The organism is Streptomyces sp. LS1784, assembly GCF_020103755.1.
In the GTDB taxonomy this organism is placed as follows: domain Bacteria; phylum Actinomycetota; class Actinomycetes; order Streptomycetales; family Streptomycetaceae; genus Kitasatospora.
In genome coordinates, this window is sequence record NZ_JAHSQD010000039.1 from 1 (window position 1) to 19,931 (window position 19,931).

The window sequence follows — 19,931 nt, forward strand, 5'->3', positions numbered from 1 at the left end:
GGCTGCCAGCCCGCGGCGAGGGCCCGGCGGGCGATCGCGGTGCCGCTGGCGAGGCCCTCCAGGCAGCCGCGCGAGCCGCACGGGCAGGGCTCCCCGTCCAGTTCGACGGTGATGTGGCCGAGATGGCCGGCGTTGCCGCTGGGGCCGGGACGCACCGCGCCGTCGAGCACCAGCCCGGCGCCGACGCCGGTCGACACCACCAGGCAGAGCGCGTTGTCGGCGCCTCGGGCCGCGCCCTGCCAGTGCTCGGCGGCGGCCATCGCCACGCCGTCCCCGGCGAGGTGGACGGGCAGCGCGCGGGCTGCCACAGCCGGGTGTGCGGCAACCGCGGCGACCAGCGGGAAGCTCCGCCAGCCGGGGATGTTGACCGGGCTGACGGTGCCGCCGGCGAGGTCGACCGGGCCGGCGCTGCCGATCCCGACGGCCGTCACGGCGGCCCAGTCCGCCGTCCCGGCGAGCTGCGCCAGCACCTGGTGCACCACGGCGAGCACGGCCGTGCCCGGCTCGGCGGCCGGCGTGGGCAGCTGGAGCCGGTGCCGCAGCCGGCCGTCGCCGTCGACCAGCGCCCCGGCGATCTTGGTGCCGCCGATGTCGAGGGCGGCGAACAGCGGGGTGACGGGCACGGTGGGCTCCAAAGCGGTCGATGGGGTCGGCGCCCCGGCCGCGGGGGCCGAGGCGCCGAACAGCGTAGATCAGACGGGCGGTCGGCCGCCCGTCAGCCGGCCGCGCTGAGCCGCAGGGTGACCAGTTCGAACGGGCGCAGCGCGAGGCGCACCGCGCCGTCCTCGACCGCCACCTCGCCGCGGGTGCCGTCCCAGGGCCGCTCCAGCAGGTCGCAGGGGACGGCGCCGGCCAGCGGGAAGGAGGTGGTCAGCCGGCCCCGGGCACGGCCGCCGCCCGCCTCGTAGACCCGGACGATCAGGTCCCCGCTGCGGTCGTCGGCGAGCTTGACGGCGCTCACCACCAGGGCGTCGTTGTCCAGCCGCACCAGCGGAGCGACCTGCTCGGCGCTGCCGGTGACCCGCCGCTCCGGCAGGCCGATCCGGTAGCCCTCGCGGACGGCGTCGCCGATCGCCGCGCCCGGCACGAGGGCGTGCCGGAAGCGGTGCAGGCCCTGGTCGGTCTTCGGGTCGGGGAAGCGCGGGGCGCGCAGCAGCGAGAAGCGGACCGCGGTGGTGGTCCCGCCGTCGCCGGGGCGCACCGTGCGGGTGACGTCGTGGCCGTAGGTGGAGGCGGTGACCAGGGCGACGCCCCAGCCGGGCTCGTCGAGGTGGACGAAGCGGTGGTTGCAGGCCTCGAACTTGGCGGCGTCCCAGCTGGTGTTGGTGTGGGTGGGCCGGTAGAGGTGGCCGAACTGGGTCTCGGCGGCGTAGCGCTCGGTGTGGATGTCCAGCGGGAAGGCGGCCTTGAGGAACTTCTCGGTCTCGTGCCAGTCGACCACGGTGTCGATGTCCAGCCGCTGCTCGCCGGCCCGCAGGGTGAGGGTCTGCACCACGGTGGAGGAGCCGAAGGAGCGGGCGATCCGCACGGAGGCCAGTTCGGCGGTGCGGTCGGCGGTGAGCGAGTCCACGCCGGTCAGGTCGGTGACGGTGTTGCGGTAGAACTGGTCCACGTCCCAGGCGTCCCACATGTTGGGGAAGTCGGGGTGCAGCTGGAGCAGGTTGGCCCGGCTGCCGGGCGCGACGGTCTCCCGGCCGGTCGCGAGCTCGACCACCGAGGAGATCAGGCCGTCCGCGTCCACGACGACCTCCAGCAGGCCGTTGCGCAGTGTGAAGCCGCCCTCCGGCCGCTCCGCCACGGTGCACTCCGGTCCGGTCGCGGCGGCGACTGCGGCCCCGCCGGCCGGCACCGCCGAGCGGGTGTGCGGCGCCGCGTTGAACACCAGCTCGCGCCCGCCGGAGGCCGCCCCGGCCAGCGCCTGTTGGGCCGCGTCGATCAGCCCCTCCAGCTCCCCGGCCAGCGCCGCGTACGTCGCCTCGGCCTCGCGGTGCACCCAGGCGATGGACGAGCCGGGCAGGATGTCGTGGAACTGGTGCAGCAGGACGGTCTTCCAGATCCGGTCCAGCTGCTCGTACGGGTAGGCCGCCCCGGTGCGCAACGCGGCGGTGGCGCACCAGAGTTCGGCCTCGCGCAGCAGGTTCTCGCTGCGCCGGTTTCCCTGCTTGGTCCTGGCCTGGCTGGTCAGGGTGGCGCGGTGCAGCTCCAGGTAGAGCTCGCCGACCCAGACCGGCGGGTTCGGGTACTCGGCCTCGGCCTTGGCGAAGAATTCGGCGGGGTTCTCCCAGCGGACGGTGGCCGAGCCCTCCAGGTCCTTCATCCGGGCTGCCTTGGCGACCATCTCGCGGGTGGTGCCGCCGCCGCCGTCACCCCAGCCGGTCGGGGCGAGCGAGTGCCGGGCGACGCCCTTGTCCTTGAAGTTCCTCGCCGCGTGGGCGATCTCGCTGCCCTTCATCGAGCAGTTGTAGGTGTCCACCGGCGGGAAGTGGGTGAAGATCCGGGTCCCGTCGATGCCCTCCCAGAGGAAGGTGTGGTGCGGGAACCGGTTCACCTGGCTCCACGAGATCTTCTGGGTCAGCAGCCACTTGGAGCCCGCGTTGCGGATGATCTGCGGCAGGCCGCCGGTGAAGCCGAAGGTGTCCGGCAGCCAGGCCTCGTGGTTCTCCACCCCGAACTCGTCCAGGAAGAACCGCTTGCCGTGGACGAACTGCCGGGCCATCGCCTCCGAGCTCGGCATGTTGGTGTCGGACTCGACCCACATGCCGCCGGCCGGGACGAACCGGCCCTCCGCCACCGCCTTCCGCACCCGGGCGTACACCTCGGGACGGTGCTCCTTGATCCAGGCGAACTGCTGGGCCTGGGACATGGTGTAGCGGAAGTCCGGCTCGTCCTCCAGCAGCGCGGTCATGTTGGCGGTGGTGCGGGCCACCTTGCGGACGGTCTCGCGCAGCGGCCAGAGCCAGGCCGAGTCGATGTGGGCGTGGCCGATCGCGCTGATCCGGTGCGCGGACGGCACGGCGGGCGCGGCCAGCACCCCGGCCAGCTCCGAACGGGCCTTCGCTGCCGTGGCGTTGACGTCCTGGAGGTCGACCGCGTCGAGGCAGCGCTCGACCGCGCGCAGGATCTCCCATCGGCGGGCGCTCTCCACCGGCAGCTCGGCCATCAGCTCGCCGAGCACCTCCAGGTCCATCACGAGCTGCCAGACCGTCTCGTCGAACACCGCCAGGTCCATCCGGGCCAGCTTGTACTGCGGCTGGTCGCCGGCCGTCTCCCTGTCGCCGAGCTCGGTGGGCAGGAACGGATGGTAGTCCAGGATGACCGGGTTGGAGGCGGCCTCGACGTGCAGCAGCACCTGCTCGCCGCCGGCCGCCGGGGCGGCGATCCGCACCCACTGGTTCTGCGGGTTGAGGCCCTTCACCGGGGAGCCGTCCGGGCGGTAGACCAGGCCCTCGCACTGGAAGCCGGGCATGTTGGCGTCGAAGCCCAGGTCGATCAGCGCCTCGACGGTGCGCCCGGCCCAGGCCTGCGGCACGGTGCCGGTCACGGTGATCCAGCTGGTGCCCCAGGGCGCGCCCCAGGCGTCGCCCACCGCGATCGGGGTGGGCGGGGCGGCCAGCCCCTCGGCGACCGGGACGGGCTCGCCGGGCGCCGTCCAGATGCCGACCTCCAGCGGGACGGACTCGGGGTAGACGGCCGGGCGGATGCGCTCGTCCAGGACGCGCTTGAGGCGGGACTCGACCAGGGTACGGTCATCGTGCATGTCAGCGGGCTCCGTTGCGTGGCTGAGGGTGCGTGGCTGCGGTTCTTGGTTCTCGGCTGAGGTTGCGGGGCCGAGGTTACGGGGCCGAGGGGGAGACGGATGGGCTAGGGAGAACGTACGCCGGTGGGGTGGACCACCTCGGTGATGCCGCGCGCCGCGAGGTGCGCACGGTCCTCGGCGCGCTCGGCGAGCACCGCGGTCGGGCGGACGCCCTCCTCGGCGAGGCGCATGAACGTCTCGTACACCGCACCGCCGGGGCCGCAGACCGAGCGCCGCGGCGAGGTGACCTCGTCGCCGGTGGCGACCACCACGGCGGTGCTGCGCGGCGTGGGCGGCTGCCAGGACCGGCGGGCCTCGGCGGCGGCCTCGGCGAGCCGGGCGCCGGCCGGCTTGACCGTCCGGTCGGTGGTCAACAGGCCCAGGCTGTACTCCAGTTCGGGGAAGTCGGCGAGTGAGCGGTCCACGTCGTGGGAGCACCACCAGGTCACGCCCCACAGGTCCGGGCAGTCCAGTACGGCCTCCACGGTGGCGCCGGTGAAGCGCGCGGCGTCCTGCGGGGCGATGTGCGGGGCGGGCGCGCCGACCTCCTGCAGCCAGACCGGACGGGCCGGGTCGTCCGCCCAGGCCTTGGACAGCTCGACCAGGTACGCGGCGTGCTCCGCGGTGGCGGTGGAGTGCGCGCCGTAGCGCTGGGCGGTGCCGTTGAACACCCAGGAGTGCACGGCGGTCGCGGCGCCGATCCGGGCCGAGTGCCAGGGGGTGAACGGGTGCTCGTCCAGGTACCAGGCCGCGTCGTACGAGGCGTGCAGGTGCAGCCGGCCGGGGGCGCCCTGCTCGCAGGCGTCGAGCATCCGGCGCAGCCAGGCCTCGGCCTCGGCGGAGGTGGCCCGGTCCGGGTCGGGGTGCGGGGCACCGGAGAACTGGTTGATCTCGTTGCCGAGCGTCATTCCGAGGAAGTTGGGCCGCCCGCGCAGCGCCCCGGCGAGAGTGCGCAGGTAGGCGGCCTGGGCGTCGACCACCTCGGGGTCGGTGAAGATGTTGCGCCGGTGCCAGGTCCGGGTCCAGGACGGGAGGAAGTCGAAGCTGGACAGGTGGCCCTGCAGGCCGTCCACCGCGACGTCCAGCCCGCGCTCGCCGGCCGCGTCCGCCAGGGCCGTCAGCTGCTCGACGGCGCGGGGGCGGATCAGGGTGCGGTTGGGCTGGAAGACCGGCCAGAGCGGGAACACCCGTACGTGGTCCAGCCCGAGGGCGGCGATGGAGTCGAAGTCGGCGCGCACGGCGTCCAGGTCGAAGTCGAGCCAGTGGTGGAACCAGCCGGCGCTGGGGGTGTAGTTGACGCCGAAGCGCGGGGCCTGCGGGGTGGCAGTCATGTGCGATGGCTCTCTCAACGGGTGCGGGGCGTACGGACGGTGGGCTATCCCTTGACGGCTCCCTCCTCGACACCCTTGAAGAAGAAGCGCTGGCAGACGCCGAACACCACGACGATCGGCAGGAAGGCGATCATGGTGCCGGCCGCGATCAGCCGGGGGTTGGCGGAGAAGGTGCCGTCGAGGTACTGGAGCCCGACGGTGAGGGTGTACTTCTGCGGGTCGTTGAGCACGATCAGCGGCCACAGGAAGTCGTCCCAGGCACCGATGAAGGTGAAGATCACGATCACGCTGAGCATGCCGCGCACGTTCGGCAGACCGATGTGCCACAGCCGCTGCCAGACGGTGGCGCCGTCCACCAGGGCGGCCTGGTCGAGCTCGGCCGGGACGGCGGCGAACGCGGTGCGCATCAGCAGCACGTTGAGCATCGCGATCGAGCCGGGCAGCGCGACGCCGGCCAGGCTGTCGGCCAGGCCGAGGCTGCGCACCAGCACGTACTGGGAGACGATGGTGACCTCGCCGGGCAGGATCAGGGTGGCGAGGAAGAGGCCGAGGATGAGCTTGGCGCCGCGGAAGCGCAGCCGGGCGAGCGCGTAGCCGGCCAGCGTGCAGCCGACCACGTTGCCGGTGATGCAGACCGCGGCGACGATCACCGAGTTGAGTGCGTAGGTCCACACCGGGATGACCTCGGCGACCCTGCCGTAGTTGCCGAGGGTGGGCTGGTCGGGCAGGAAGCTCGGTGTACGGGTGTAGACGTCCTCGGCGGGGCCCTTGAGGGAGGTGGACAGCTGCCACAGGAACGGGCCGATGACCAGCAGCAGGACGAGCACCAGGAGCAGGTAGCGGGCGGCGGTCTGGGCGGAGGAAGGGGTGTTGAAGCCCCGGGCGGGCCTGCGGGGCCTGGCGGGCCCGGTCGCGGTGGCAGGCTCGGTGGCCTTCGTGCGGACGGTGGTCATGGGGTCAGGCCGCCTTCCGGTTCAGCCGCATCAGGAACAGCATCGGGCCGAGGGTGATGACGAACAGCAGCAGGCTGAGCGCCGAAGCGTAGCCCAGGTGGCCGTTGAACCCGCGGCTGTACATCTGGATCAGCATCACCACGGACATGTCCCGCCCGCCGGGGCCGCCCAGGCCGTTGGAGAGTACGTACAGCTCGGAGAAGACGCGCAGCGAGCTCACCGAGATCAGCGCGAAGATCAGGACCATGGTCGGGCGCACCCCGGGCAGGGTGACGTGCCAGAACCGGCTGACCGGGCCGGCACCGTCCACGGCCGCCGCCTCGTGCAGCTCGCGCGGGACGTTGGCGAGGGCGGACAGGTAGATGACCATGTAGTAGCCGAGGCCCTTCCAGACGGTCAGGGCGATCGCGCTGAACAGCAGCAGCCAACGGTCGGTCAGGAAGGAGACCGGCGAGTCGGCCAGCCCGGTCTGTCGCAGCAGGCCGTTGACCAGGCCGCGGTCGTCCAGCGCCCAGCCCCAGATCAGCGCCACCACGACGGCGGAGGCGATCACCGGGGTGTAGAAGGCGGTACGGAAGAAGGTGATGCCGGGGATCCTGCGCTGGACGAGCAGCGCGAGCAGCAGCGGCAGGACGGTCAGCAGGGGCAGGCAGACCAGCATGAACACGATGCTGTTGAGCAGGGCGTCGGCGAGCTGCTCGTCGTCCAGCAGCCGGCCGTAGTTCTCCAGGCCGGTGAACTGCCCGCCGCCCAGCGGCTTGGCGTTGGTGAAGGACAGGATCACCGTGTTGACGGCCGGCCAGAGGTTGAAGACGGCCAGCCAGACTATCGCGGGCCCGGCGAGCAGCCAGGGGGTGAACCAGCGCCGGTGGGTCATGCGATCGCCTTCCTGGGGCCTGGGGGTGGTGCGGGTGACTCCCGGGGAGCGGCGGGCGTGGGGGAGGCCCGCCGCTTCGCCGGTACGGGGTGGCGGCGCGTCGCGGGGCGTGCTGCCGCGGGGCGTGGTGCCGCGCCGCGGGGGCCGCCCGTGCGCGCGCTGGGGGTCAGCCCTTGAGCAGCTTGTTGCACTGCTCGACGGCGGTGTCCAGCGCCTGCTTGGAGCTGGTCTCGCCGCTGATGGCCAGCGCGAACTGCTGCTTGATGACGGTGCCCATCGCGTCGTCCACCTCGACGGGCTGGATCAGTTCGGCCTTGGCGAGCGAGGTGAAGGCGATGACCTTGGCGTCGCCCGCGTTGGTGCCGTCGCTCTTGCTGAAGAACGGGTCGTTCGCGGAGGCCTTGGTGGACGGGAAGACACTGGTCAGGTGGGCGAAGGCGGCCTGGTTCTCGGGGCTGGTCACCCAACGGGCGAGGGCCACGGCGGCGGCCGGGTTCTTGGTGTTCTTCGGGATGGACAGGCCCTGGACGTACAGCGGCGGGGTGCCCATCGCGGTGGAGGGGACGACCTTCGGGGCGAGGGTCGGGTTGTCGGTGGCGAGGCTGGTGATGAAGTTGCCGCTGCCGGTGGTCCAGGCCGCGGTGCCGGAGCTGAAGAGCTTGGAGTTGCCGGCGTAGGTGTCGGTCAGCACTCCGTTCGGCATCAGGCCCTCCTTGAACGCGTCGCGGTACCTGTCGAGCAGCGCTGCGGCCTCGGGGGTGTTGAAGGTGAAGGCCTTGCCGTCGTCGGACATGATCTTCACGCCGATGTTGTACAGGTCGCCGATGCCCGGCTTGCGGCTCATCAGGTAGGTCTGGCCGCCGGACTTCTCCTTCATCACCCGGGCCTGGGCGATCAGTTCGTCCAGGCTGGCCGGGGGCTTCTGCGGGTCCAGGCCGCTCTTCGTGAGGAGTTCCGAACTCCAGTAGTTCACATCGGTGTTGAGGTACCACGGGTAGCCGAAGGTGCCCTGGTGCCCGTTGAACCGGTAGGCGTTCACGCCGCCGGCGACGTACTCCTCGGCGAGCTTCGGGTCGGCCTTGGCGACGTCCAGCAGGACGTCCTTCTTCACCAGCGGGAAGGCGAAGTCGGGCGGGAGGTTGACCACGTCGGGCAGGGTGCCGGCGGCGGCCTGGCTGAGCACCTTGTCGGAGTAGCCCTCGCCGGGCTGGTCGAGCCACTCGACCTCGACGCCGGGGTACTTCTTCTTGAAGCCGTCGATCACGCCCTGCATGTAGTCGGTGAACTTCGGTTTGAGCGCCCAGGTCTGGAGCGAGACCCTGCCCTTGACCTCGCCGGTGGCGGCCGCACTCGCCACCGCGTCGCTGCTCTTGCTGTCGCCGGAGCCGAGTCCGCAGCCGGTGAGTGCGGCGGTGGCGAGCGCCGTCGTGGTCAGTGCCGCCCAGATTCTTCGCATGAGGGTCTCCCGGTCCTGGGGGTGGGTGGGGGATCGTGCCGAGCTCGGGGGTTTCCCGGGGCTGTTCCCCGGGGTTCTGTCAACGGGGTGGCGCAACGGAGGCGCAACGGGGGTTGTGCCTGGTTCCGGAACCTGACCAACTAAACCGGTCTAGCTATGCCAGGGACTATGCTCCCGCCTAAACTTGGATGTCAAGAGAAGGGTCGGGTTCTGTGGGCAGACCGACGATCGCCGACATCGCCCGCCAGGCCGGTGTCTCCAAGGGCGCGGTGTCCTTCGCGCTCAACGGCCGGCCGGGCGTGAGCGAGGCGACCAGGGCCCGGATCCTGCGGGTCGCCGAGGAGATGAACTGGCGCCCGCACAGCGCCGCGCGCGCCCTCGGCGGAGCCCGGGCCGACGCCGTCGGCCTGGTGATCGCCCGGCCGGCCCGCACCATCGGTGTCGAGCCGTTCTTCAGCCAGCTGCTGTCCGGGCTCCAGGCCGTGCTCTCGGCCAGCTCGATCGCGCTGCACCTGATGGTGGTCGAGGACACCGCCGCCGAGATCGAGGTCTACCGGCGCTGGGCCTCCGAGCACCGGGTGGACGGCTTCATCGTGGTCGACCTCCAGGTCAGGGACCCGCGGCTGCCGGTGCTGGACGAACTCGGGCTGCCCGCCGTCGTGCTGGGCGGGCCCGGCAAGGGCGGCAACCAGCTGCGGATCTGGGCCGACGACCGGGAGGCGATGCTCTCGATCGTCGACTACCTGGCCGCCATCGGGCACCGCCGGATCGCCCACCTCGCCGGGCTGCCGCACTTCCAGCACACCCAGCGGCGGATCCGCGCGCTGCGCGACGCCTCGCGCCGGCTCGGGCTGGAGGAAGCGGTGTCGGTGCCCACCGACTTCAGCGACGCCGAGGGCGCGGCCGCCACCCGGACCCTGCTGTCCCGGGCCAGGCGGCCCACCGCCATCGTCTACGACAGCGACGTGATGGCCGTCGCCGGGCTGGGCGTGGCGGGGGAGATGGGCGTCGCGGTGCCCGGCGAGCTGTCGATCGTCTCCTTCGACGACTCGGTGCTCGCCCGGATCGTCCACCCCCCGCTGACCGCGCTCAGCCGGGACACCTTCGCGCTCGGCGAGCAGGTGGCGCGCAGCCTGCTGGCGGCGCTGGACGAGGCCGGGCCCGGCCGGGACCTCCAGATGCCCACGCCGCGGCTGACGGTACGGGAGTCCACCTCGCCGCCGAGAGGCACGCCGGCCGGCTCCCCCTCGGGTTCCCCCGTCGGTTCCCCCGCAGGGGTGGATGCTGCGCGCATCGTTGACAGCGGTCCTGAACCGGTTTAGCCTCGCAGCGCCGAGCGGGCCCCCGGCTCGGCGTGCTCCGCCGCACTTTCGTCCGGCTCCCGTCGCCCGCTGCCCGTCCCGACCCCCGTCGCTTCCCGTCCGGCGAGGAAGCCCGGCAGCGGTGCGGCCTCCACTCGATCCAGCACCGGCACGCCCGCATGCAGCCGGGCCCCCGTCCGCGACGGTGGGCCCGCCCCCACCCTCCTCCGCTCGATCGGAGCCACCGCATGTCACGACGCCTCCCCCTGCTGCTCAGCGCCGCCCTCGCGACGGCCGCGCTGACCGTCACCCCCGCGGCCTGGGCCGGCCCGACACCGACCGCGGCCCCCGCAGCCACCGTCGGCTCGGGCAGCCAGCCCTTCGCCTCGTACTGGTACCCCAACAGCATCCTGAACTGGGACCCGGCCACCGACCCGGACGCCCGCTTCAACCGCTCCCGCGTGCCACTCCAGCCGCGCACCAGCGACCCCGCGCTGCGGGCCAACCCCAACGCCCGCACCGGTGAGGGCAGGATCGCCTCGCTGGTTTCCTTCGGCCCCACCTCCAACAACCCCTCGCAGGGCTCCGCCGACCCCAACTACTACGCCTTCGGCTACTGGCAGTACGTCGACAAGCTGGTGTTCTGGGGCGGTTCGGCCGGCGAGGGCCTGATCCTCGCCCCCAACCCGACCGTGATCGACGCCGCCCACCGCAACGGCGTCAAGGTCTACGGCACGGTCTTCTTCCCGCCCGGCGCGTACGGCGGCCAGCTCCAGTGGGTGCGCGACTTCGTCCAGAAGTCCGGCAGCCGCTACCCCGTCGCGGACAAGCTCGCCCAGGCCGCGCAGTACTACGGCTTCGACGGCTGGTTCATCAACCAGGAGACCGGCGGCGGCGATTCGTCCCTGGCGGGCGAACTGCGCAACCTGATGCAGTACACCAAGGCGCAGACCGGCACCGAGTTCATGTGGTACGACGCGATGACCACCTCCGGCTCGGTCAACTGGCAGAACGCCCTCACCTCGGCCAACTCACCCTTCCTGCAGGATGGTTCGAAGCGCACCGCGGACTCGATGTTCCTGAACTTCAACTGGTCGGCGAGCGGCCTGAACTCCTCCCGGGCACTGGCCCGGCAGCTCGGCCGCAGCGAGTACGACCTCTACTCCGGCATCGACACCGAGGCCAACGGCTACAACACCGGCGTGGACTGGAACACCCTCTTCCCGGCCGGCAAACCGCACACCACCTCGCTCGGCCTCTACCGCCCGGAGTGGACCTGGAAGTCCGCCACCGACCGCGCCGACTTCTACGCCAAGGACGCCCGCTACTGGGTCGGTGCCGCCGATGACCCGTCGCGGATCGACCTCTCGGCGAGCTGGCCCGGCCTGGCCGGCTACGTCGCCGAGTCCTCGCCGATCACCGCCAAGCCCTTCGTCACCAACTTCGACACCGGGCAGGGCGACTTCTACAACGCGGCCGGCACCCGGGTCGCCACCGGCGGCTGGAACAACCTCTCGCTCCAGGACGTCCCGCCCACCTACCGCTGGGTGGTGGAGTCGGCCGGCAGCCGGATCACCCCGTCCGTCGACTTCACCGACGCCTACCAGGGCGGCTCCTCGCTGCGGCTGAGCGGAACGCTCGACGCCGCCAACACCGTACGGCTGTACCAGACCACGCTGCCGGTCGCCGCGAACACCAAGCTGGACCTGGTGGTCAAGACCCCGGCCGCCGGGCCCACCAAGCTCAAGGCCGCCATCTCCTTCGCCGACGCGCCGAGCAGCTTCACCACGATCGACGTCGGCGCCAACTCCGGTACCGGCTGGGAGCGGCACACCCTCGACCTCTCCCCGTACGCGGGCCGCACCGTCGCCCAGATCGCCCTGCGGGCCGAGGGCAGCGACCCGGCATACGACCTGCGGGTCGGCCAAGTAGCCCTCTACGACGGCTCGGTGCAGACCCCGGCGGCACCGGCCGGCCTCACCGTCCTCGGCGCGAGCGACGTGACGCCCGGCTCCAGCCAGTCCCTGCGGCTGTCCTGGACGGCGGCGCCCGGCGGCAACGTGCACCACTACGAGGTGTACCGGCGCAACGCGGACGGCAGTCGCACCTTCCTCGGCGCCACGCCCAACGACGCGTACTTCGTCGGACGGCTCGACCGGGCCGGCGGCGAGAACGCCACCACGCTGGACGTCGAGGCGGTGTCCACCACCTACGGCCGCTCGACCGCCGCCTCCACCACGGTGAGCTGGAACGGCACCCCGCCGACCTCCACCAACCTGGCGCTCAACCGCCCGGCCACCGCCTCCGGCCAGTGCAACGCCAACGAGGGCCCGGCCAAGGCCGTCAACGGCAGCGTCGGCGGCGGGACCGGCGACAAGTGGTGCACCCTCACCTCCGCCAAGTGGCTGGAGGTGGACCTCGGTTCGGCGAAGCAGCTGTCCACGTTCGTGGTCAAGCACGCCTCGGCGGGCGGCGAGAGCGCCTCCTACAACACCCGCGACTTCGCCGTCCAGGTCCGGTCGGGCGCGAGCGACCCCTGGACGACCGTCGCGGACGTCACCGGCAACACGGCCGGCACCACCACCCACCCGGTGAACACCACCGCCCGCTACGTCCGGCTGGTGATCACCGCACCCACCCAGACCACCGACCCGGCCGCCCGCATCTACGAGTTCGAGGCCTGGGGCGCGTAGCCCCTCGTCGGAAAGGAAGCACCCCCGTGCCGGTCACCATCACCGCCGTCGAGAGCACCGACCTGTTCGTCGGCCCCGAGGACGCCCCGCGTCAAGTGCTGCGGGTCACCCTGGAGGGCCCGGCCGCCCGGATCGCCGTCACCGGGCCGGGTGTCCGCGGCGAGGCGACCGGCACGGGGCTGGTCGAGGTCCCGCTGGAGATCACCGACGCCACGCCCGGTGACCGACTGCCCGTCACCGTCGTGGCTTCGGATGCCGTGGTGGAGGCGAGCGTGGACGTCGCCGAGCCCGGCTGGACGATGTTCCTGGTCTCGCACTTCCACTACGACCCGGTCTGGTGGAACACCCAGGCCGCCTACACCTCCCCGTGGGAACTGCTCTCCGCCGACGCCACCACCCGGCCCCTGTGGGAGCGCAACGGCTTCGCGCTCGTCGACGCACACATGGACCTCGCCCTGCGGGACCCGGTGTACAAGTTCGTGCTCGCCGAAGTCGACTACCTGAAGCCGTACTTCGACCAGCACCCGGAGCGCCGCGAGACGCTGCGACAGCTGCTGGAACGCGGCCAGGCCGAACTCGTCGGCGGCACCTACAACGAGCCGAACACCAATCTGACCGGCGCCGAGACCACCATCCGCAACATCGTCCACGGCATCGGCTACCAGCGCGGCATCCTCGGCGGCGACCCCCGAACCGCCTGGCAGCTCGACGTGTTCGGGCACGACCCGCAGTTCCCCGGCCACCTCGCCGCGGCCGGCCTCACCGGCAGCGCCTGGGCACGCGGCCCGTTCCACCAGTGGGGCCCGATCCAGAAGAACTTCCGCGAGGCCAAGGACGACGCCCGGGTGATGCAGTTCCCGAGCGAGTTCGAGTGGATCGCCCCCGGTGGCGAGGGCGTGCTCACCCACTACATGCCGCACCACTACTCGGCCGGCTGGTGGATGGACTCCTCGGCCGACCTCGCCACCGCCGAGCAGGCCGTCTACGAGCTGTACCGGAAGCTCAAGCCCGTGGGAGCGACGAAGAACCTGCTGCTGCCGGTGGGGACGGACTACACCCCGCCGAACAAGTGGGTCACCGAGATCCACCGCTCCTGGGCCGCCAAGTACCTCTGGCCCCGCTTCGTCTGCGCCACCCCGCGGGACTTCCTCGACGCCGTCCGGGCCGAACTCGCCGCCACCGGACGGCGTCCCAGCCCGCAGACCCGCGACATGAACCCGGTGTACACCGGCAAGGACGTCTCCTACATCGACACCAAACAGGCCCAACGGGCCGGCGAGGTCGCGGCCGTCGACGCGGAGAAGCTCGCCACGCTCGCCACCGTCCACGGCCTCGGCCGCTACCCGGCCGCCGCCCTCGACAAGGTCTGGCGCCAACTCGCCTACGGCGCACACCACGACGCGATCACCGGCTCCGAGTCCGACCAGGTGTACCTGGACCTGCTCGGCGGCTGGCGGGAGGCGTACGACCTGGCATCCGGCGTGCGGGACGCGGCACTGGACGCGCTCACGGCGCGGATCTCCACGGCTGGGGCCGGGTCGGCGGTGGTGGTGACCAACACGCTCTCGTTCGACCGGACCGGCCTCGTGACGGTCGAACTGCCCGACGGCGTACGGTCGGTGCGAGTGCTGGACGACCGGGGCGAGGCGGTGCCGAGCGCCGTGGACCGGGGAACGCTGCGGTTCCTGGCCACCGATGTGCCCGCGCTCGGCTGGCGCACCTGGCGGCTGGTGGAGGGGGACGCGCAGGCGCCGTGGACGGCGGCCCCGGGCGTGACCATCGGGAACGGACGGTACCGGGTGACCGCCGATCCGGCGCGCGGCGGCGGCCTCACCTCGGTGCGGGACCTGCGGCACGAACGGGAGTTGATCCAGCACGGCCGGATCGGCAACGAGCTGCGGGTGTACGAGGAGTACCCGCAGCACCCCGACTTCGGCGAGGGCCCCTGGCACCTGGTGCCCAGCGGGCCGGTGCTGGGCTCCGGGGACGGCGAGGCGTCGGTCCGCCGGGAGACCGGGCCGCTCGGCGAGCGCCTGGTGGTCGAGGGCGTGGTCGACGGCGTCCGCTACGAGCAGACCGTCACGCTCTGGCACGGCCTGGACCGGGTGGACTGCCGCACCCGGGTGGTGGACTACTCCGGCGCCGACCGGCTGCTGCGGCTGCGCTTCCCGGTGGACGTCCCCGGCGGCCTGCCGGTCAGCGAGGTCGCGGGCGCGGTCGTCGGGCGCGGCTTCGCGATGCCGGACGTGGACTCGGCGGAGGCGCCATGGACCCTGGACAACCCGGCCAACACCTGGTTCGGACTCGGCGCCACCGCGCGCGTCGACCTCACCGACCCGGTGGGCTCGGTTGTCGGCTCGCGTGCCCTCGGAGTGGCGGAGGTCGTCGTCCCCACACTGGACGACGCCGCCGACGCCCGTCCACTGGTGGTCGCGCTCGCCCGGGTCGGGGTCACCGCCACCACCTCGGGGGCGGACTGGGCGCGGTACGGTTGGCTGGCCGTGGACTCCAACCTGCCGGACTTCCGGATCGTGGTCGGCGGGCCGGAAGTCAACGAAGCGGCACGGGAGTTGATCTCGACGGCGGGGGAGGAGTACGCGGCCGCCCTGAAGGCGCACGGCGCGGTGTGGGTGCCTGCCCTGACGCCGCTCGCCGAGGTCTGGCGTCCGGACGCCGATCTGCGCGACCTGCGGGCGCTGCCGGCGCTCGTCGTAGCGGACGTGGCGGCGCTGGTCGAGGACCTGGGCGACGCCCGGATCGAAGCCGTCTGCCCGTCGGCCGTCACGGAGCAGCTCGCCGACCACACCGTGGCGTTGCTCAGCTTCGGCTTGCCCGGATTCGCCGTCGACACGACCGGCGCACTGCACCTGTCCCTGATGCGCTCCTGCACCGGCTGGCCGTCCGGCGTCTGGATCGACCCGCCGCGGCGCACCCTGCCCGACGGCGCCTCCTTCCAACTCCAGCACTGGACACACGAGTTCAGCTACGCGCTGGTGGGCGGGGAGGGCGACTGGCGGGACCAGACACTGCCCGCCCAGGGCCAGGAGTTCAACCACCCGCTGTACGCCCGGATCGCACCGGCGCAGGAGGGGCCGCTGCCGGCCACCCTGTCCTGGCTGCGGGTCGAACCGCAGCGCGAGGTGCTGCTCGGCGCGCTCAAGCCGGCCGGGAACCCCATCGCGCAGGGCTCGGCGGCGCCGGTCGGTCCCGAACTGGCGGTCCGGCTGATGGAGTCGACCGGCCTGGGGCGGACGGCACAGCTCGGCGGCGCGCTCGACCTGGGCGACGTCCGGGCCGCCGACCTGCTGGAACGGCCGCTTCCCTCCGGTGGCTGCGCTCTCGACCTCGCCGGTTCGAAGATCGCCACCCTGCTCGCGACCCCGGCCGTCACCGCTCCGGCAGCCGGAACGGACCTCGGCCCGACGGCGGAACCCGCCCAGCCCGTCCACGCCCGCTACTGGCTCCACAACCGGGGCCCGGCACCGCTCGGCTACCTCCCGGTGTCCGTCGGTGCCTCGCCCGGACTGCTGCGGACGGCGGGGGAGCCGGTGACGCTCTCGGTCGCCCTCTCCTCGCAGCTGCGGGACGCGGCGGCCGAGGGCACGGCCGTCGTGCTGCCGCCCGAGGGCTGGACGACCAGCCTCGGCAGTCGCCCGTACCGGCTGGAGGCGGACGGGCACCTGCGCTTCCCGGTCACCCTCACCCCGCCCGCCGGGTCCGAGCCGGGGCTGTACTTCGCAGCCGTCCGGATCGAGCACGACGGCCAGAAGATCGAGGACGTGGTGACGATCGCCGTCGGCGACCTGCCCGACCTGCTGCCCGTCCCCGGCGACGCCCCCGAGGACTGGACCGCCGCCCAGGGCACCAAGGCCACCACCGGACGGGACACCGGCCTGGACGTCGAGGTCTCGCACGAGACCCTGCGGGTCGCCCCCGGCGGACGCACCACCCTCGCGCTCACCCTCACCAACCGCACCCAGGGCGAGATCCGCGGCGAGCTGCAACTGGTCTCGCCGTGGGGCACCTGGGAGGCGATCGCGGAGCCCGTACGCGGCTTCGCCGTCCCGGCCGGCTCCACCGCGGTGGCCGATTTCGCCATCACCGTCCCCGAAACCACTGATCCGGGTTCGTACTGGGCCCTGGCGAAGGTGATGTGGTTCGGCCGCTGCCAGTACGCCCCGACCGTCGCCCTGGCGGTCGAGGCATGACCCTCGGCCTGCTCGACGGGCGCCCCCTCCCGCGCGCCGCCCTCGACCACCGCCTGACCGCCCTGCGGAACGGCCCGCGCGCCACCGCCCTGCCACAGCCGGGCAGTTCGGAGGACCGACAGCTGACCAGGTGGGTCGCCCAGGTACTGCTGACCGAGGCCCTCTGCGAGGCGGTGACCGCCGAGCGCAACCTTTCCGTCGGGCCGTCGACCCCCGCCCACCTCGACCAACAGGCCGCCGTCGAACTCGGCTCCATCACGGCGGCCGCCTACGAGGGCAGCGCAGCCGTCCGCGCCGTCCACGACGATGTGACGGCCACCATCGAGCCCTCACCCGAGGACATCGCCCACTACCGCACCATGACCACCCGCCCGCCGTCCGTCCGCTGGCACCTCGCCCTCCCCGACGGCGAGTTGGAGGCCGATCCCGCCACCCTTCCGACCGCCCTCGCCGACGCCCTCCGCACCGCCCCACCCGGCGCGTGGGTCACCGCCGGCCCGTGGAAGGCCGCTCTCCTCGCCACCACCACGACCCCGGAGCCCCCCGACCCCACCCCAGCCCTACGGGCCGCCGCACGCCGCGCCGCCTTCGTACGCTGGCTCGACCACGAACGTGCCCGACGCCTCACCTTGGTCGAGGGATTGGAGCACCCAGGCGACCCCGCCCAGCCCGACAACCACCACCGCCACTGAGTATCCCGACAGTTCGTCTGCCGCGCGGGCGTTGTGCTGTTCGGCCGCCGGTACTCGAACGGCGGTACTGCCTGAACCCCCGGTCGGGACCGCCGTGCGTCAGATCGGTAGGTCCCAGCCGGGCCCGTCCTCGGTGCGGAGCCATACCCGCTGACCGGTGGCCGAGACCGTGATGCCGAATCCCTCCTGGTGCGGTTCGGCGGCGGCCTGCCAGCGGTGCACCGCCTGCTCGACCCGATCCCACAGACGGACGGGACCGCGCTGCACGACGGTCCATCCACCGTTGGGGTCGGGGGCCGTCCGGGCCTGCGAACCGGTGGACACGTCCCAGAGGATCTGGTTCGCGCCCCGCCCCATGCGTTCGGCCGAGGGCGCTGCGAGCTGTGCGACCCAACCGCCGGTCCAGTCGTCGAGCTTCGCGGGGTCGATCCGGCTCGGGCGCTCTTCCCCGGGGAGCAGGGCCGGCGTCGGGCGGGGCGGCCGGTCGTGGGGCCGGGCGATCATGAAGCTGGTGTAGCCGGGCAGGAACCGGCCCGTGGCCTGTCCGGGGCCGGTCACATCGAGCAGCGCGAGGGCGTTGGCGTAGCTCCACCCGGACAGGGTGACCAGGATTCGTCCGCCTGACTTGACCTGGTGCAGCCACGGGAGCGGGATGTACCGGACCGAGCAGGTGGCGATGAGCCGGTCATACTGCCCACCGTCCGGGTCGCCGCGCAGCCCGTCACCGATGATCAGGCGGGGCGCGAAACCGGCTGCCTTGAGTGCCGCCGCGGCGGCCCCGCCCACCGCTGGGTCGTACTCGATGCTGGTGAGATCGGCGTCCCCGAGACGGTGCGCGCCGAGGGCGGTCGAGTAGCCGGTTCCCGTGCCGATTTCCAGCACCCGGTGTCCGGCCTCGGCGCCGAGCTGCTGCCACATGCGCAACACCAGCGATGGCAGGGTGGACGACGACGACGGGGAACCGTGCACGGTCCCCTCGGTCACGTCGTCCGGCCTGGTGCGGCCGTCGAGTTGAGTGATCAGCGTTTCGTCGGAGTAAACCCCCTCCAGCCATCCGGGCTCGCCCTCCCGGACGGGGCGGTAGCCGGTGGGGACGCTGCCTGCCACCGGCAGGAAGTAGGAGCCCGTGAACAGGTCGCGGGGCACCGCCCTGACGGCGCTGCTCCACTCGGGTTCCGTGAGGGTTCCGTCCTCGGTGAGTCTGTCCGCCAGGGAAGCGCGAAGCCGAGCTGCTGTGCTCACGTGTCGGGGCCTTTCTCCAGCTGGTCAGCGATGGCGTGGGCGACTGCCGCGGTGGTCTCCGCCGGCTGCCACGCCCACTGGCCGTTCGGGTTGCACTCAAGGAAGTACCAGTCTCCGGCGGTGGTTACCGCGAAGTCGAACGCGCCGTAGGTCAAACGCAGTTCGGCGAGGTAGGCGACGATCGCACGCGCCATCGACCTCGGTACCTCGATCGGTGTGCACGTCATGAGGTTCTGGCGGTGGCGCCAGTCGAGATCGGGGCTGTCGATCCGGACCCCGAACACTCGGCCGCCCACGGCGGTCACCCGCACGTCGAACACCTTGTCGACCCTGGTTTGGAACATGTGCGGGCAGACGGACACGGAGTCGGTGATCTCGGCCGCGTGCACCTCTCGGACCCACACACCGTGCGGCTGGTCGTTCACGCGGTAGGGCGTGTTCCACAGCGGCTTGTAGACCACCCCGCAGGGCTGATGAGTGGCGAACTTCCGTGCCTCGCCCGGGTCGTTGGTGATCACCGTGTCGGGCACCAGGAACCCGCAGCGTCGTGCGACCGAGAGCTGCGCGGGCTTGAACTCGGCGGCCCGGTTGTTCCACGGGTGGTTGACGTAGTACGCGTCGGGCAGAGACGCCAGGATGCCGCCCGTTCCCCACAGCGCTTGCACTGCGGCGAACCGGCGGTCCTGGCCGCTCAACCCGGATGGCCCCTCGTAGGGCGAGGGCCTGCGCACCCAGACGGAGCGAATCCGGGTGGTGTCGAGTTTCCGGCTTGCCGTGCGAAGGGTGCCCCGCTGTTCGCTCGTGCGGTACGTGGCGGTCAGCGAGGCATCCGCGTGCAGGTCGGCGCCGGGGTCGAGGCGGACTGCGGGAATCCGGCGTTGGGCGAGGATCCGCAACACCACGTCCGCTGTCACGTCATAAGAGTTGGTCAGCACCAGTACCGACCTGCTGTCACCCATCAGCCGGAACTCTGGTCCTGGTCGTACGACTCGGTGCTGTCCGCGTCGGTCGCACCTCCTGGACCGGACCCGTCACCGGGGGTGGTGGTAGTGGGCGTCAGGCCGCTCGTGCTGGTGCCGTGGCTGCCCAGCTCGACCGTCCGGCCGTGCTCGTCCACGATGACCGCGATCTGCGTTTCGGGGTCGATCACGGGCGTGTACGTCGGGACCGTGGTGGTGGCCGCGTACGGCTCCATTCGTTGCGTGCCCCACGGTGCGAGCGTCTGCGTCATCTGTTCTGTGCCTCCGTTTCCGTCTTTGTGAAGGAAGTTCTTCGGTGTATTGCGAGTACATCCCAACTCACCCTCACTGAACAGGCATTGTCCGTAGTCCCGGAGTTGTCCCGCTCATGCTGGCGGTAGGATCGCGGTCACTGTCGATGAT

Annotated in this window: 13 protein-coding genes; 4 read left to right on the forward strand and 9 right to left on the reverse strand. The window is 72.1% G+C overall.

The window, feature by feature from the left end; translation table 11 throughout:
• The 6 genes from KS423_RS07795 to KS423_RS07820 all read right to left on the reverse strand — a co-directional run.
• On the reverse strand, positions 1 to 623 hold a 623-nt coding region (locus tag KS423_RS07795), incomplete at its 3' end, for an ROK family protein (RefSeq protein WP_224276516.1).
• A 92-nt stretch (positions 624 to 715) separates the two neighbouring features.
• A complete protein-coding gene (locus KS423_RS07800) occupies positions 716 to 3,757 on the reverse strand; it encodes a glycoside hydrolase family 38 C-terminal domain-containing protein (RefSeq protein ID WP_224276518.1) in 3,042 nt (1,013 codons plus the stop codon).
• Between the two features lie 104 nt (positions 3,758 to 3,861).
• Complete coding sequence (locus tag KS423_RS07805; protein WP_224276519.1) at positions 3,862 to 5,127, reverse strand: glycosyl hydrolase; 1,266 nt, start codon at positions 5,125 to 5,127, stop codon at positions 3,862 to 3,864.
• Positions 5,128 to 5,171: 44 nt separating this feature from the next.
• Complete coding sequence (locus tag KS423_RS07810) at positions 5,172 to 6,080, reverse strand: carbohydrate ABC transporter permease (protein ID WP_224276521.1); 909 nt, start codon at positions 6,078 to 6,080, stop codon at positions 5,172 to 5,174.
• Between the two features lie 4 nt (positions 6,081 to 6,084).
• Entirely contained in the window at positions 6,085 to 6,957 is an 873-nt protein-coding gene (locus KS423_RS07815; protein WP_224276523.1) for a carbohydrate ABC transporter permease, read from the reverse strand.
• A gap of 166 nt (positions 6,958 to 7,123) precedes the next feature.
• Entirely contained in the window at positions 7,124 to 8,413 is a 1,290-nt protein-coding gene (locus KS423_RS07820) for an ABC transporter substrate-binding protein (protein WP_224276525.1), read from the reverse strand.
• 212 nt (positions 8,414 to 8,625) lie between these two features.
• On the opposite strand from KS423_RS07820, the gene KS423_RS07825 reads away from it, so the two are divergent.
• From KS423_RS07825 to KS423_RS07840, 4 genes are all read left to right on the forward strand, one after another.
• Complete coding sequence (locus KS423_RS07825) at positions 8,626 to 9,735, forward strand: LacI family DNA-binding transcriptional regulator (RefSeq protein WP_224276527.1); 1,110 nt, start codon at positions 8,626 to 8,628, stop codon at positions 9,733 to 9,735.
• 227 nt (positions 9,736 to 9,962) lie between these two features.
• Positions 9,963 to 12,407 carry a discoidin domain-containing protein gene (locus KS423_RS07830; protein ID WP_224276529.1) on the forward strand — a complete coding sequence of 815 codons (2,445 nt, stop codon included), beginning with the start codon at positions 9,963 to 9,965 and terminating at the stop codon, positions 12,405 to 12,407.
• 26 nt (positions 12,408 to 12,433) lie between these two features.
• Positions 12,434 to 16,615 (forward strand): NEW3 domain-containing protein, encoded by a 4,182-nt coding sequence (locus KS423_RS07835; RefSeq protein ID WP_224276531.1) that lies wholly within the window; start codon positions 12,434 to 12,436, stop codon positions 16,613 to 16,615.
• Positions 16,612 to 17,307, forward strand: a complete 696-nt coding sequence (locus KS423_RS07840) for a hypothetical protein (protein ID WP_224276533.1) — start codon at positions 16,612 to 16,614, stop codon at positions 17,305 to 17,307. The genes KS423_RS07835 and KS423_RS07840 overlap by 4 nt, the downstream gene beginning before the upstream one ends.
• A 99-nt stretch (positions 17,308 to 17,406) precedes the next feature.
• Here the strand turns inward: KS423_RS07840 and tgmC are convergent, their stop codons facing one another.
• Genes tgmC through tgmA form a run of 3 tightly spaced genes read right to left on the reverse strand, consistent with a single transcriptional unit; the run spans position 17,407 to position 19,780 of the window.
• The gene (gene tgmC, locus KS423_RS07845; protein WP_224276535.1) at positions 17,407 to 18,549 is read right to left on the reverse strand and encodes an ATP-grasp peptide maturase system methyltransferase; all 1,143 of its coding nucleotides are present in this window, start codon (positions 18,547 to 18,549) and stop codon (positions 17,407 to 17,409) included.
• A complete protein-coding gene (gene tgmB, locus KS423_RS07850; protein ID WP_224276537.1) occupies positions 18,546 to 19,508 on the reverse strand; it encodes an ATP-grasp ribosomal peptide maturase in 963 nt (320 codons plus the stop codon). Before tgmB ends, tgmC begins: the two co-directional genes overlap by 4 nt.
• Positions 19,508 to 19,780 (reverse strand): putative ATP-grasp-modified RiPP, encoded by a 273-nt coding sequence (gene tgmA, locus KS423_RS07855; RefSeq protein WP_224276539.1) that lies wholly within the window; start codon positions 19,778 to 19,780, stop codon positions 19,508 to 19,510. Before tgmA ends, tgmB begins: the two co-directional genes overlap by 1 nt.
• Positions 19,781 to 19,931 lie beyond the last annotated feature (151 nt).

What these genes read in the sequence shown, in the direction of transcription:
- KS423_RS07800 (WP_224276518.1), bottom strand. Translation starts at nt 3,757, where the DNA reads ATGCACGATGACCGTACCCTGGTCGAGTCCCGCCTCAAGCGCGTCCTG.
- KS423_RS07805 (WP_224276519.1), bottom strand. Translation starts at nt 5,127, where the DNA reads ATGACTGCCACCCCGCAGGCCCCGCGCTTCGGCGTCAACTACACCCCC.
- KS423_RS07810 (WP_224276521.1), bottom strand. Translation starts at nt 6,080, where the DNA reads ATGACCACCGTCCGCACGAAGGCCACCGAGCCTGCCACCGCGACCGGG.
- KS423_RS07815 (WP_224276523.1), bottom strand. Translation starts at nt 6,957, where the DNA reads ATGACCCACCGGCGCTGGTTCACCCCCTGGCTGCTCGCCGGGCCCGCG.
- KS423_RS07820 (WP_224276525.1), bottom strand. Translation starts at nt 8,413, where the DNA reads ATGCGAAGAATCTGGGCGGCACTGACCACGACGGCGCTCGCCACCGCC.
- KS423_RS07830 (WP_224276529.1), top strand. Translation starts at nt 9,963, where the DNA reads ATGTCACGACGCCTCCCCCTGCTGCTCAGCGCCGCCCTCGCGACGGCC.
- KS423_RS07840 (WP_224276533.1), top strand. Translation starts at nt 16,612, where the DNA reads ATGACCCTCGGCCTGCTCGACGGGCGCCCCCTCCCGCGCGCCGCCCTC.
- tgmB (WP_224276537.1), bottom strand. Translation starts at nt 19,508, where the DNA reads ATGGGTGACAGCAGGTCGGTACTGGTGCTGACCAACTCTTATGACGTG.
- tgmA (WP_224276539.1), bottom strand. Translation starts at nt 19,780, where the DNA reads ATGACGCAGACGCTCGCACCGTGGGGCACGCAACGAATGGAGCCGTAC.